The following is a 13,358-nucleotide window of genomic DNA, read 5'->3' on the forward strand; positions in this document are numbered from 1 at the left end:
CATAAAAAAACGCTTGAAATGTTCAAGCGTTCTTCGTTTTTGTTAGCAACAACCTCCACCGTCGTAATGGAAGGTTGATTCACTGATGAAAATATCATTTCTTCCCAAATCGCTGAGTGCTTTTGCTGTTTTATCGCAAATGGCAAGCGGTTGATTTTTGAGTAGGGTATGTCCTTTTTTATCGTCAAAATAGTCGTCTTCACCGAAGTATATTGCCGCTTTTCCAGTAAAAATACAAGGACCGTCTTCTGGCATGGGATCTTTAATGGCAGCCACTTCTATCGATTCTATATAGATGAGTTCATCGGTAGGGTAATGTTTAGGGTCTAGTATTCGATATGGTTTGCGGGCTCGTATCTCAATGGTTCCAAAACCTGCATCCGTAAGCATTTTTACGTATTCTTGAATAGGCAAACTACCACTGAGGCAAAGTGCGCGCAGGCGGTCATCGTTTCTCAGGGTTTCGTTCATCGGTTGTTCACAGGTAGGATCACTCATAACCAAACGACCGTGCGGCTTTAGCACGCGGTACATTTCGGCAATAGCTTTCTTTAAATCATCGGCCTTAAAAATATTGAACAGGCAATTTTGCGCGGCTACATCAATGCTATTATCGTCAACGGGAAGGTTTAGAGCATCTCCTTTTCGGAGGTCTACAAAGTCTTTTTGGAACCATGAGTTTTCTTTTTCGGCGATGTCAAAGTTCTTTTTAGAAGCTTCGAGCATTTCGTCGACTACGTCAAGACCGATAACACCTCCTTTTTGACGTGAAAAATAGGAGAATTGTAATAATTCCATCCCTCCGCCAACACCTACGTATAAAATTTTCGGGTTGTTGGTAAGGTCTCTGGCATGTACTGTGGTACCGCATCCGTAGTTCATTTCTTGCATGATTTTCGGAATACTTAGTCCAGGCAGCTCCCAAATAGGATTTGTCGTACAGCACAATCCGATATCCGGAGTAAGTGCTGCTTCTTTGTAAACATTTTTCGTAGTTTCTAAATAACTCATAAACGTTGCTCAATAAGGCGTTAATACTAACGCAGGATTATAATGATTTTATTAATTCACTAAAAAGTGTAATCATCTTTGGTTCTGCTTTTCCAGCGACTTCGATGATTTCTTGAATGTCTACGGGTTGTAGGTTTTTAGGGTCGCACTCATCTGTTAAAACAGACACTGCCGCACAAGGCAATTGCAAGTGTTTGGCAACGATAACTTCTGGTACAGTGCTCATTCCAACAGCATCTACTTCGAGAATTTGAAGCATTCTGTACTCTGCTCTCGTTTCGAGTTGTGGTCCTACTACGCTCGCGTAAACTCCTTCTTTTAAATCTATGTCGTTTGCTTTGGCAATAGCTTTCATTTTGGCGTTGAGATCTTTAGAATAAGGCTCCAGCATATCCGCAAATAAATCTCCAAATTCACCAGCTCCTTTGAAGGCCAACGGTGAACTTCCCTGTAGGTTTAGATGATCGTCAATGAGCATGAGTTGCCCTTTTTTGTAGTTCAAGTTTATTGCTCCTGCTGCATTGGATATCAAAAGGGTTTGAATGCCTAACTGGTGCATGCTGCGAATTCCATAGGTTACTTCCCACAAATCATAGCCTTCATAAAGGTGAAAGCGTCCAGACATGACGAGTACCTTTTTGTTTGCGAGTGTTCCGTAAATCAATTTTCCGGAGTGAAATTCGACTGTTGCTTGTGGAAAGTGTGGAATTTCACTGTAGGGAATGGTTACTTCGATATCGATTTCATCTACGAGTTTGCCGAGGCCTGTACCGAGTACAATTCCAATTTCAGGATGTGAAATTCCTTGTTGTAGTAAATATGATTTGGTTTCTTGTAATTGCTTTTTTTTGAGATTGCTCATTAGTTTTTAGTGTAAAATTGGTTGAAAACAGTGCGGTTTTGGATGTCTTCAAAGACATCAATATCGTTGAGTGTTTCTAGCAAATGTACTGAAACGTTTTCTAAATCTTTTAGGGTGTCTTGACGAACGGTGCTCGTTCCCCATTCTTTATTGGAAAATAGAGAGGTGTACATTTTTTTAAGTCCCAGTAAATAGTAGCCTCCATCTTCGGCCGGGCCGATAACGGCATCGTGGTTGTCGAGTGCCTGAAATGCTGCTTCGATATGCGAGGGTTTTAAATCGTATAAATCACTACCGATAATTAATACCTTGTCGTAGTGCTCGTCGAAGCCCCGTTGAAAAGCAGCTTGCATACGTTCACCGAGGTCAGCACCTTCTTGGCGAAATTTTTGAAAGTTTTCAGGTTCCCAGAGGTCTGCTGTCCTGATTTTTACCGAATAGTAAACCGCCTTGTCATAGGGAACCTCTAGGGCTACGTTTTTTGTGTGTTCTAAGAGAAATTTATAAATGGCCAAAGCAGCTTCGTTTCCGATAGTTTTGGCTAGTCTGGTTTTTACTTTACCGATTTCAGGGTTGCGCGTAAATATTAAAACGAGATTTTTTGACATAGTGTTGCTATACTGAATGCGTGTTTTACGAGTTTATGATTTTTTTAGTGGGTAGAGTTCCTGATGAATAAAGTTGTCAGGAAACTCATCGTCTCCTTCGAAGCCTATTTCGATGTCTCTACCGTCGTGAGGAATGTAGTTGGTTTTGAATAGGTAGTCCCAAATGCTAAGTGTAATTCCAAAGTTTACGCCACGGGCACGATCGGCAGGGAGGTGTTTTGCATGATGCCAAATATGCATTTTAGGGTTGTTGAATACGTATTTTAAAACTCCGTAATCCCAATTGATATTGGCGTGGTTGAGGTGACCAACGGTGATGTTAAAAAAATGAACTACCGCGACATCACTGGCAGAAAACCCGCCGATAATAGCCAGAGCAATGTATTTCATAGAATTGTAAAGCACAGGCTCCATCCAATGGTACCGCAGGTGTGCCGCGAATCCCATTTCTTTTACGGAATGATGCACCTTGTGGAAGTTCCACAGAAATTCGTAACGGTGCAGTAAGGTATGGGTAAACCATTGTACAAAGTCCAAAACGATGAAAAATACAAGGAGTTTTAGCACAGTCGGAAAACTGTTGATGTCGAACAATTGTAAAGAAGAGATGGAAAGTCCGAAAAGCCCCAAACCGTCATTTACCAATTGCGCAGCGGTGTTGGAAAGTGCAATAAGTACAATGAGATTGAGTAAGAAAAAGTTAAAGAACATATAAAAGGTGTCAAGCCAAAAATCTCTTCTGAAGATAGCTTGGTTTTTTCTCCAAGGGAAGAGGATTTCGAGCCCCCAAACCAATAGCGATATGACAATGAGTCCGTAGAAATAGTTTTCCCATTCCAGTTCAAACAAAACCGACTGTTTCAGGTAGTTCCAATAATTGGAGTACGAGTTTTTAATGAGGTTGAGATAGTCGTTCATGATGAGGATTTATAGAAAGTTAAAAATACGTTTTTTTAATGAGCTCGCCATCGGGTATAGAAAGTGCTAAGCCCTGTAAACGTCGTTCCGATGCTGGGAGTATATCCATAGTGTCCCAAATTCCCGTGTTCAGCGTTTCTGCATAACTCTCTGGGAGTTTCACATCTTGCATATATTTACTGGCAGTGACATGGTCGTAGTGTAAGGCGGTAAAGGAGTACTGAAATCCACCAGCAATAGGAGTGAGAACTGCACACCATACCTTAGGCGTTCCGTCATTCGCAGGCATGCCTATAACTCCTGGATTAATCCACGTCTGATTATCATGGCTATTTGTAAAGGGAAGTCCACAGTGACCTGCGATGATAACATCGGTTGACAAGGCTTTAAAATTCGGTGATTTTTCTTGCCAAGGAGTGGAGTTAAAAATGAATTGAGAACGTTTTTTATAGCTTCCGTGTACCATACCGAAGTGATGATCCTGATAGCTAAAAACGAGGTGGTCAGGAAGTGTTTGCAGCCAATTGAGCGCTTTCCTATCGAGTTGTTTTTTAGCAAAGGGATACCAGGTGTTTGAAAGGAGATCGCAACGTGATCCCTCGACAAAATCGCATCCGCAATCGTCTTGATTGGTGATGAGTTGTACTTCCACATTACCTAGAATGGCCTTGGCTCCCCAAGCTTTGAAAGTTTCGATGGTTTCCAGTGGCTGTGCGCAATATCCGATGATATCACCAGTACACAAACAGTTTTCAGGCGGAATGCCTTGTTCTTGGGCAAATTGTATGGTGGCTTCAAGAGCCTGTAGATTGCTGTAGACACCTCCGAAGAGCAGTATTTTTCCTTTGAGTTGTCCTAAGTTCTGTATTTTTTTATCCATATTGGAATGAGGTATAAAAGGAAACAAATAAGGCTTCCCCAAATATTAGTCCATAAAAGAGCGGCGTACTTACCACTTGTCAATAATAAAGATGCTGGCACGCTGTTAGTCGTGAGTAATATCCCAAAAAGCAAACCTGCACCGACCGAAAGAAAGAAACTTATTTTGGGGGCAGGGAGTTTCCAGAGTAAGAATATTGGCGCCAAGCCAATAACCATGGTTCCGCTAATGGTCGTTGCTGACAAGATGGACGCGTCTAAAAACACCGGAATAGATCCTAAGAGTGCCATAAGGAGCATGGTGATGCGCCCAGCGGTGACAGTATTGCCAATTTTTAAGTCAATGACAAACAGTTTAGCGGTAGAAGCAAAGGTAGAGTCTAAGGTCGATGCTGCTGAGCTTATCATAATGAAGTTCATAAGCAATAAAGAGACCGTTCCGAATGATTTGGCAACCAAAACGGCGGCTTGTCCGCTCCATTGCTGCTGTTGTGCGTATATTCCTATAAAGCTAAAAAGTACGATGGCAAGACCTCCGAGAACACTGGCAAAGAGAAAACTCTTGAGGGTTGTTTTAGGAGGGGCAATAAATGCCCTATCGGTAAGCACGGGGTCGTGGAAAGGATAGCTGAACGATTGTACTAGTGCTGTCAGTAATAAGTTACCTCCTAGCGCCATGGTCCATTCACTGGAATTTACCACGGTTTGTGTGCTAAAATGATCTGTTTTAAACAGTGAGTACAATATACAAATGAGTAGTATACTGAACAATAACATCTGTATAGCATCGGTAAAAACACTACTGCTAAGTCCGCCTTTTGCTGCGTAACTCAAGGTCAAGAGCGTAAAGGTGATGATAGCCGTGTAATACGAGCTGCTACCTACCTCGCCAAAGTACGAGCCGATAACCATGGTGTTTGACCATACTTCGTTGAACAAGCGAATGAGTATTAAAACGGTAAAAACGAGAACGGCCTTGCGACCGTATCTCGTTTGTAAAAATTCGTGAATACTCTTAAAAGCACCTGTAATTCGCATTTGGTATAATATCCAGCCTGCTACGGCAAAAGACAAGTAGTACCCTGCATAGGCTAGGCCACCCAAGAGCCCAAAGGCGAGCCCTAAGTTGGCCGCGTTGGTAATGCTTTTTGCAAAAATCCAAGAGATGACCAAGCTCCCTGTTAACAGGAGCGTGGTCGTTGGCTTTTTTTGATGTTGGGCTTTAAAAAAGGCCGCTTTAGTTTTGGCAAATGGCGAGTATATCAAAAACAGTATACTGGAGCCAATAAGTAAAATCCATTGCCAAGTTTGAACGGTAGTATCCATACTATGTGAATTAATTATCCCACCAAACCTTGTGGTTAATGCTGTTGTTGTTCGTGTTTTGCGCTGCTGTATTGTAATGTTGTGCATTGAGCGTAGCTTCTTCTGCAGGATAGGGTAAACGCACCGGGATGAGGTTGTTGTTTAAACTCGCTGCAACGGCTTGGAGCGCAGGGAATCCGGTTCTTCGGTATTCTATCCAACCTTCGTAACCATTGATGGTATTGGCAATCCACTTCTGGGTAATAATTTGTGCTAAGCCGTTTGCTGCATCAAAGCGCGCCGCACCCGTAAGGTAGTTTGCGGGAAGTGCAGTATTCCAATACGCAAATGCTTGCTGTACACCCGTATCGTAATAGGTTTTTGCATTCCCTGTGATAAGCCCGCGTTGAGCGGCTTCAGCTAGTAAAAAATTCGTTTCCCAGTTGGTCATATAGTTCGCTTTTAGGTTACCGGCCTCTTCTCTAAATACACGTCCGGCGAGTGAATAATCAGCGAGAGAAATGGTCGTTTGTGAAGCGTCAATTCCATTTTGAAGCCCGTTGTAATCGTTGCCTGTTGCGTTTCCGAAAGGACGATACATGACAGCCATGCGAGGATCGTTCAATTGCGTGAGTACGGTTTGCGCAGTTTTGGCCATGACAAAATTATTAAAATCTCCTGCACGCAATCGGGCCATTCTAAAATTGTTGGGTTCACTGCTGCTAAACTGAAAGATGGCATCTTCGGCTGCAGATTTTATATAGTTACCCTCGGTAACGATTTGTTGTAATTCGTTTCCAACTGCACGTTTGCTCGAAATGCGTACCAAGGCTTTTATCTGTAAAGAGTTTGCAAATAAAAGCCATTTGTTTAAATCACCGTTGTACAGTACATCTCCTTCTAGTGGGAGGGTTCCTGTATAATTTTTGATGGCTTCAATCCCCTTTTTTAGATTGTCTAGTATTCCTTGAGCTCCTGTGTAAATAGTTTCCTGAGAATCGTATTTAGGAGTGCTTGATTGTTGGTCTCCCTTAAAGGCTTCGCTATAAGGAACGTCTCCGTACAAATCGGTCAAGGCCATCGTCATATAGGCTTTGAAAATCAGCGCTGGACCTTTGTATACTTCAAAGGTAGCTTCGTTAGAGGCTTGCTGAAGTACAATTTCATTGTCTCGGAGATTTTTATAGAAAATAGGCCAAGGATTACCTCCTAGCTGAGGTGATTTTAATGCGTGACGGTCAAACAGGTTAAAATCTAGCGCTGTCAATTGTTGGCTCAGAAGGTTTCCTGCAACAAAGCCTTCATACGACATGGCTTCTCCGTAATTGTAAATTACATTTCTGAAAAGTAGGTTAGGGGCTACTTTTACAGGGAAGTTGGGGTTGGTGTTTAGCTGCTCAAAATCTGCTGTGCAGGCAAAGATACTGCTGATGACTAAGGCGATATATAGTATTTTTTTCATGCGATTCTCTTATAATTGGAGTCCTAGTTTAAATCCAAAACTACGTGTAGAAGCATAGGACATATCTTCTACTCCGCTTATCAGTCCCTGCCCTTGAACAGCGAGCTGCTCAGGATCAAAATGTGGGATCTTACTGATGGCAAAAAGGTTGCGACCGATGAGTGATAGGTTGACTTTGGTTCCTTTTTTAAAGATTCCGAACTGCTTGTTTTTTAACGTAAAACTATATCCGAGTGCTACTTGACGGAGTTTCAGGAAGGAAGCGTCGTAGACATTGTTTTCTTCGTGATTTCTGTCGTAGTACTGACGGTAGTAGCTCTCTGCACTCACAGGGGTTGTATTTGGGGTGTATATAGGGTTCTGCGGGGTTCCAGTATTGACAACACCCTGTGCAATGATTCCGCTGCTTGGTCGATTGCTAGTTTCTGCTAACTGTCCAGCAACACCTGCCAATGATAGGGTTCTCGACACCAATTCTCCTCCTTGTCTCCAATCAAATAAAAAGTTTAAACTCCAGTTTTTATAGCGAAAGCTATTTCCTATGCCCAAGGTAAAATCCGGGTTATAGTTTCCTAATTTTTTCAAGGTCGGATCGGCAATATACCTACCGTCAGGGGTTAGTACGAATTCTCCATTTTCATTTTTTAAATAACCGGTACCATAGAAATCACCGATACGGCCTCCTTCCTCTACTTGAAACCAAACCGTTTGATCTGGGTTGTTGTAGACTCTTGAATACGCCAAAGTTACACGGCCGTCCTTTTGTGGAAGTTCAGTAATGGTGGCAGTATTGGTACTGAAATTTAGGCTGCTGTTCCAGCTGAAATCTGCAGTTGCTATTGGAGTTATGTTCGCGATGACCTCCCAACCTTTAGAAACTACTTTTCCACCGTTTACTACCTGTTGTGAATATCCAGAAGATATAGGGATCGGGAGAGATAGAATTTGGTCTTGGGTGGTCGCGTTGTAATAGGTAATGTCGAATTGCAGGCGATCCTTAAAAAAGCGAAGATCTGCTCCGAGCTCGTAAGAGGTCGTTTTTTCTGGACGTAGGTTTTCGTTTGGAATAAAATTTTGGCTAGTAAACGTCGGTAATGCGTTGACATGCGTACTCGGTACAAAGCTTCTCGAAGTCTGATACGGATTGGTGTCGTTACCAACTTGTGCGATACTTGCTCTCAGTTTAGCAAAGGAAATTGCCTTAGGTAAGGAGAGTAGGTTGCTTACAATGACACTTCCCGATACAGAAGGGTAAAAGAAAGAAGTGTTGTCGGAAGAGAATGGTGTTGCCAGGGCACTTGACCAGTCATTTCTTCCTGTGATATCTAAAAAATAAGTGTCTTTATAGCCTAATTTAGCCAGTCCATACAAGCTGTTAATACGTTTTTCTGATCTGAAATCGAAGGTCTCTACAGGTGAGGCTGCATTGTTAAAACTAAATATTCCCGGTTGGGCAAGCTGGGTGGTTTGTTGTTGTTTGGAACTCGCTTTTTGATCCAGTCTATTACCACCAAACGATACATCGAGGCTAAAATCGCCAAAAGTATTCTTGTAGTTCACTAAGAAATCGGTATTGATTTCACGGTAGTTTACATCGTGCTCTGCATAGGCACCATTGCGAAACCTGTTGGTACTGAAGTTTCTTAAAAAACGTCTTTTTTCAGTAGAGTAGTCCATTCCTGTTCGAAGGCTTAGACTTAGATGTTCGGTGATATTGTGGTTTACGGCAATATTTCCGTACAGGCGATCGCGACCAAAGCTGTTGCGGTTTTCTTGGAGTATGAAATAAGGATTGTCAAAAAAGGTATAATTAAATGAATACTGTTGACGTCCTTCCAAGCCGGGTTGCCAGTAGTTTTTGAGGTTGTTGATGTTAAGAGAACGCGGTCCCCATGCTACTAATGAATAGTTGACGTTTTCAGAGCCATACCCGTTTGAAGGGCGGTTGTCACTCGACGAGTTAATATAGGTAATATGTGTGTTAATCGAGGTTTTGTCACTCGGTTTAAAGTTGAGGTGGGTGGCGAGTGTCGTGCGTTCTAAATTGACACCAGGAATGATCGATTCACTGTCTAAATCGGTTAAAGAAAAACGGACAGCACCTTTGTCAAAGGCACTTCCTATAGCGATGTTGTTAATCGTGGTAATTCCGGTACGGTAAAAATCTTTTAGATTATTGGGGTTGGATACAAAAGGAGTGGGGGTAATGGCTACTCCTGAATACAAGGCGGTGTCTCCTCCGCGAACAACTTGGCCATTGGCCAAATACACTGGGCTGTCAAATTGAGGAATGAGTGTGCCTTGATCTAGGCGCGGTCCCCAACTGTAGGTAATATTGTCGTTGGTTCCTCCACCAAGACCGTCTTTAAAAGCGAATGCTCCAGAATTTCCCTGTCCATAGAGGTTTTGAAATTGAGGAAGTTGAAAAGCTTCTTCAATAAAAAGGCTGGAATTAACGGAGAGACTAAAGTCTTTCTTAGCTTTTTTGGTGTTGATAATGATAACTCCATTAGAGGCACGTGTACCGTATAAAGCACCGGCACTAGCTCCTTTTAATACGGTTACCGAGGCAATATCATCAGGGTTGACAGCCATGGCTCCATTTCCGAAGTCTACTTCTTGGAATCCGGCGGCTGCTTCACTGGTAAAATTGAATACGGTATTGTTGTTAATTGGAGTGCCGTCAACGATAAACAAAGGATTGTTATTACTAAATGATTGTTCTCCTCGAATTGTAATTTTGGAAGACGAACCTACTCCAGTAGCACTTCCGGATGTTATGGTAACTCCGGCTAGTTTACCGGCGAGGTTGTCCAAAAAGTTGACACTTTTTACACTAGCGATCTCTTTAGGGGTTAATTTTTGTACTGCATATCCGAGTTCTTTCGAAGCGCGTTTTTTGTTGAGAGCGGTAATCACGACTTCGTCGAGTGCGGTGTTCGACTCTTTTAAGAGGACATCGATGGTCGTTTGCTCGGCAATAGTAATTTTTTGGGTTTCATAACCCAACAAAGAAAATTGCACAACCGCTGGAATTTTAGGGAGCACTAGCTCAAATTGACCCAATTCATCTGAATAGACTCCGATGGTACTGTTTTGAACGGTGATATTCACAAACGGAATGGTCGTTTGGTCTTCAGCAGAACGGATGGTTCCACGAATAGTACGTTGCGCATGCAGTGTGTTTAGCACCAACAAAAGCAACCCTAGCATGTAGTGTTTCATGTGTAAAATTAATTAAAAATATAAGTAACCTAAGCTCATAAAAGCCCAGGTAGTATTGCGTTATGGTATTTAGGAACTATTAAGAAAGGGAATATGGAGAACCCTTGTTGTAGTGCGACTCTGTGCGCTTTACAGGAATTTGATAGGAGCTAGTTGATCTTTTTATTCGCTTACTGAGTACCAATCTGACGAGCAGTGTATGCAAGTGGGTATCACAGACAGAAAAGTGAATAAAATGTTCAATGTCTTTTAAGGAATCGAGGTCTACCAGGTACTCTAATTGAGCAACTCGGGCAGTACGCGCTTCAAAATAGTGGTTCAATGCGCGAAACAAACTCGCTTTTTGCCAAGGGAGTGCACGTAAGGCAGCAGGGTCAAAATGTTGACGAGAGATTCCAATTAAATAGGCGCCACCATCTGTGGAAGGACCCAAGACTGCAGTGTTGTTTTCGAGTGCCTCACCAGCAGCTTTTAAATGTTGGGTATTGAGTTTAGGGCTGTCGTTTCCGATAGCAATCACGTGTTCGTACCCTTGCTTAAAGGCGTCTTCCAAGGCGTAAATAAAACGCTCTTCAAAAGAGTTTCCTCGCTGTTTTGAGCTGGTCAAGACTGCAAAGTTGGTCTTTTCGGCGATGCGTTGGGTTTTTTCGGTAAGGTAATCGAAGAGGGCGGTACCTGCCGGAATTCTTTTCTGCAGGGCATCTTCTTGTGAATTCCTGGCAAAAATAAGAACGGCTACTGATTGTTGTGCTGGTACCATATTACTTAACTACTTCGTTGGGTCGGTATGAAGAAGTCGCAATAAAACGGGAAGCATTACAAAAAAACCGCTAAGTTTTTCACTTAGCGGTTTAGTATCTTGAAACGAAATAAGTTATCCTTATTTTTTGTTTGCCTCTTTGATGTATTTCTCTAGAGCCATGGTCATAGAAGGTGTTTCTGGTGTCGGTGCAGCGATATCTACACGTAATCCTCGGTCTTCTACGGCTTTGATAGTTGAATTTCCGAATACGGCAATTCTGGTGTTGTTTTGCTTAAAGTTGGGGAAGTTTTTAAACAAACTATCAATTCCTGAAGGACTAAAGAACACTAAAATGTCATAAAATACATTTTCTAAGTCTGATAAGTCACTCACCACAGTTCTGTATAAATCGGCACGTTTCCAGTCTACTCCTAATTTGTTGAGTTCGTCTGGGATTAATGCTTTTAACTTATCAGAAGATGGTAATAAGAATTTCTCGTCTTTGTGCTTTTTGATAAGCTTTGTTAATTCTGGGAAGGTTCTGTTACCCACATAAATCTTACGCTTTCTATAAACAACATATTTCTGTAAATAATAGGCCACAGCTTCCGATTGACAGAAGTACTTCATGTCGTCTGGGACAGTAAAACGCATTTCTTCAGCGATTCTGAAAAAATGATCCACGGCATTTCTACTGGTTAAGATGATTGCTGTGTAGTTGCTTAAGTCTACCTTTTGAGTGCGTACCTCTTTTACAGGGATACCCTCAACGTGGATAAAAGAACGAAAATCAATTTTTACTTTCTGTTTATCCGCCAGGTCAAAATAAGGAGAAGTTTCTGCTTTTGGAGCTGGTTGAGACACTAAAATAGTTTTCACTTTCATAAAATTTCTCTTTACGTAGTTGTTGTTTTATAAAGTATTAATAGCGGTGCTATTTCAAGTGTGCAAAAGTACAAAATAAAATAAAACAACTTGCTTATTAGAATATTTTTATTGTTAAATAAAACCAAAAATCCTCTGAAAATAAGTAGTATACTCGTTAAGACAAGCAAAAGAGTGGTGTTTTTAATGCCGTACTCGTATAGGATGAGTAAAGGGAGCAACCAGAGCGCAAAGGTAAACAAGTACCCGTATTTTACATAGGCAAAATAGTTGATGAGCTCTCGAATGCCCAATACATTACTGAGAAAAATATCTAATAAATACCGAAGAAACAAATAGCCAAAAACACCGCTAAACAGTCCTAAAAATAACAAAAAACCAAAGTCATTGGGTGCGTAAATTTGCAGGAGTTCATAGCCTAGTAACGAGAGTACTAGAGCGGTAAATCCGAAAAGGACAAAGTTAAAAGGCGTGAAAATACTCAAGGGTTCTTCTGCCTTTTTTTGAAAAAAACCAGGAGTGAAGAAGGCAACGGTATACCCGAATAGTTGCGTTGGTTTCATGAGTTTGAGTAACGCCAGCAATACTATTGCAAAGAGAATGAGGAGGGTGAACCAGCTATTCCCTTGATTTATAAGTTCTTGTGCTTGCACGGATTCCTTGTTTTATTCGACTTTTAATTAACACAAAATTAGTAATAAATTAGTGTATCTTTGCGCTAATTTAGATGAAAATATATGATTTCAGACGCAGTAGTTATTATTCCTACCTATAACGAAAAAGAGAATATTGAGGCTATAATCCGAGCTACTTTTAACCAGGAGAAAGAATTCGATATACTCGTGGTAGATGATAATTCACCTGATGGAACTGCTACAATAGTTACCCGCTTACAACAAGAATTTCCCAATAAATTACATTTAGAAATACGTCAAGAAAAGAACGGTTTAGGTACGGCTTATATCCACGGCTTCAAGTGGGCCTTGGAAAAGGGCTATGAGTACATTATTGAGATGGATGCGGATTTTTCGCACAATCCTAACGACCTTATTCGCTTGTATGAAGAATGCGCAGTTCGCGGAGGCGATGTGGCTGTTGGGTCGCGTTATTCCGTAGGAGTAAATGTTGTGAACTGGCCTATGAACAGAGTGTTACTGTCGTATTTTGCGTCAAAATACGTTCGTTTTATGACGGGAATTCCAATTTGTGATACCACTGCAGGTTTTGTTTGTTGGAAGCGAGAGGTGTTGGAAACCATTAAATTGGACAAAGTGAAATTTGTGGGGTATGCATTTCAAATTGAAATGAAATACAAAGCGTGGAAACACAACTTTTCTGTACGAGAAGTATCTGTGATTTTTACAGATAGAACCAAAGGAGAGTCCAAAATGAGCGGAGGAATCGTTTATGAGGCCCTTTTTGGTGTGATAAAAATGAGAATTAACGGTTTACCTAAATAAT

General features: G+C 41.5%; 12 protein-coding genes. 1 reads left to right on the plus strand and 11 read right to left on the minus strand.

All coding sequences use genetic code 11. The annotated features are described in order from the left end of the window. Positions 1 to 42: 42 nt before the first annotated feature. The 11 genes from arsM to ACXAG7_RS04300 form a co-directional block, all read right to left on the minus strand. Entirely contained in the window at positions 43 to 1,011 is a 969-nt protein-coding gene (arsM, locus tag ACXAG7_RS04250) for an arsenosugar biosynthesis arsenite methyltransferase ArsM (RefSeq protein ID WP_408041941.1), read from the minus strand. 37 nt (positions 1,012 to 1,048) lie between these two features. Continuing rightward, positions 1,049 to 1,873: a purine-nucleoside phosphorylase gene (locus ACXAG7_RS04255; protein ID WP_476666067.1), complete on the minus strand. Its 825-nt coding sequence runs from the start codon at positions 1,871 to 1,873 to the stop codon at positions 1,049 to 1,051. Further along, the gene (locus ACXAG7_RS04260; RefSeq protein ID WP_476666068.1) at positions 1,873 to 2,481 is read right to left on the minus strand and encodes a TIGR04282 family arsenosugar biosynthesis glycosyltransferase; all 609 of its coding nucleotides are present in this window, start codon (positions 2,479 to 2,481) and stop codon (positions 1,873 to 1,875) included. The genes ACXAG7_RS04255 and ACXAG7_RS04260 overlap by 1 nt, the downstream gene beginning before the upstream one ends. 33 nt (positions 2,482 to 2,514) lie before the next feature. After that, positions 2,515 to 3,399, minus strand: coding sequence for a sterol desaturase family protein (locus ACXAG7_RS04265; protein ID WP_408041944.1), 885 nt, complete (start codon positions 3,397 to 3,399; stop codon positions 2,515 to 2,517). Positions 3,400 to 3,418: 19 nt separating this feature from the next. After that, entirely contained in the window at positions 3,419 to 4,279 is an 861-nt protein-coding gene (locus tag ACXAG7_RS04270) for a metallophosphoesterase family protein (protein WP_408041945.1), read from the minus strand. Next, complete coding sequence (locus tag ACXAG7_RS04275) at positions 4,255 to 5,604, minus strand: sodium:solute symporter family transporter (RefSeq protein ID WP_408041946.1); 1,350 nt, start codon at positions 5,602 to 5,604, stop codon at positions 4,255 to 4,257. Before ACXAG7_RS04275 ends, ACXAG7_RS04270 begins: the two co-directional genes overlap by 25 nt. Positions 5,605 to 5,614: 10 nt before the next feature. Then, a complete protein-coding gene (locus tag ACXAG7_RS04280) occupies positions 5,615 to 7,045 on the minus strand; it encodes a SusD/RagB family nutrient-binding outer membrane lipoprotein (protein WP_476666069.1) in 1,431 nt (476 codons plus the stop codon). 9 nt (positions 7,046 to 7,054) lie between these two features. After that, a complete protein-coding gene (locus ACXAG7_RS04285; RefSeq protein WP_476666070.1) occupies positions 7,055 to 10,270 on the minus strand; it encodes a SusC/RagA family TonB-linked outer membrane protein in 3,216 nt (1,071 codons plus the stop codon). A gap of 79 nt (positions 10,271 to 10,349) precedes the next feature. Continuing rightward, positions 10,350 to 11,030 (minus strand): TIGR04282 family arsenosugar biosynthesis glycosyltransferase, encoded by a 681-nt coding sequence (locus ACXAG7_RS04290; protein ID WP_476666071.1) that lies wholly within the window; start codon positions 11,028 to 11,030, stop codon positions 10,350 to 10,352. Between the two features lie 120 nt (positions 11,031 to 11,150). Further along, positions 11,151 to 11,897: a uroporphyrinogen-III synthase gene (locus ACXAG7_RS04295; protein WP_408041950.1), complete on the minus strand. Its 747-nt coding sequence runs from the start codon at positions 11,895 to 11,897 to the stop codon at positions 11,151 to 11,153. A gap of 11 nt (positions 11,898 to 11,908) precedes the next feature. Next, entirely contained in the window at positions 11,909 to 12,550 is a 642-nt protein-coding gene (locus tag ACXAG7_RS04300) for a DUF4271 domain-containing protein (RefSeq protein ID WP_408041951.1), read from the minus strand. Between the two features lie 87 nt (positions 12,551 to 12,637). Here ACXAG7_RS04300 and ACXAG7_RS04305 point away from each other — a divergent pair, with 87 nt between their 5' ends. After that, a complete protein-coding gene (locus tag ACXAG7_RS04305) occupies positions 12,638 to 13,357 on the plus strand; it encodes a polyprenol monophosphomannose synthase (RefSeq protein WP_476666260.1) in 720 nt (239 codons plus the stop codon). Position 13,358: the final 1 nt, after the last annotated feature.

Source organism: Tenacibaculum sp. AWR4_210 (assembly GCF_056160945.1).

What these genes read in the sequence shown, in the direction of transcription:
- arsM (WP_408041941.1), bottom strand. Translation starts at nt 1,011, where the DNA reads ATGAGTTATTTAGAAACTACGAAAAATGTTTACAAAGAAGCAGCACTT.
- ACXAG7_RS04255 (WP_476666067.1), bottom strand. Translation starts at nt 1,873, where the DNA reads ATGAGCAATCTCAAAAAAAAGCAATTACAAGAAACCAAATCATATTTA.
- ACXAG7_RS04260 (WP_476666068.1), bottom strand. Translation starts at nt 2,481, where the DNA reads ATGTCAAAAAATCTCGTTTTAATATTTACGCGCAACCCTGAAATCGGT.
- ACXAG7_RS04265 (WP_408041944.1), bottom strand. Translation starts at nt 3,399, where the DNA reads ATGAACGACTATCTCAACCTCATTAAAAACTCGTACTCCAATTATTGG.
- ACXAG7_RS04270 (WP_408041945.1), bottom strand. Translation starts at nt 4,279, where the DNA reads ATGGATAAAAAAATACAGAACTTAGGACAACTCAAAGGAAAAATACTG.
- ACXAG7_RS04275 (WP_408041946.1), bottom strand. Translation starts at nt 5,604, where the DNA reads ATGGATACTACCGTTCAAACTTGGCAATGGATTTTACTTATTGGCTCC.
- ACXAG7_RS04280 (WP_476666069.1), bottom strand. Translation starts at nt 7,045, where the DNA reads ATGAAAAAAATACTATATATCGCCTTAGTCATCAGCAGTATCTTTGCC.
- ACXAG7_RS04285 (WP_476666070.1), bottom strand. Translation starts at nt 10,270, where the DNA reads ATGAAACACTACATGCTAGGGTTGCTTTTGTTGGTGCTAAACACACTG.
- ACXAG7_RS04290 (WP_476666071.1), bottom strand. Translation starts at nt 11,030, where the DNA reads ATGGTACCAGCACAACAATCAGTAGCCGTTCTTATTTTTGCCAGGAAT.
- ACXAG7_RS04295 (WP_408041950.1), bottom strand. Translation starts at nt 11,897, where the DNA reads ATGAAAGTGAAAACTATTTTAGTGTCTCAACCAGCTCCAAAAGCAGAA.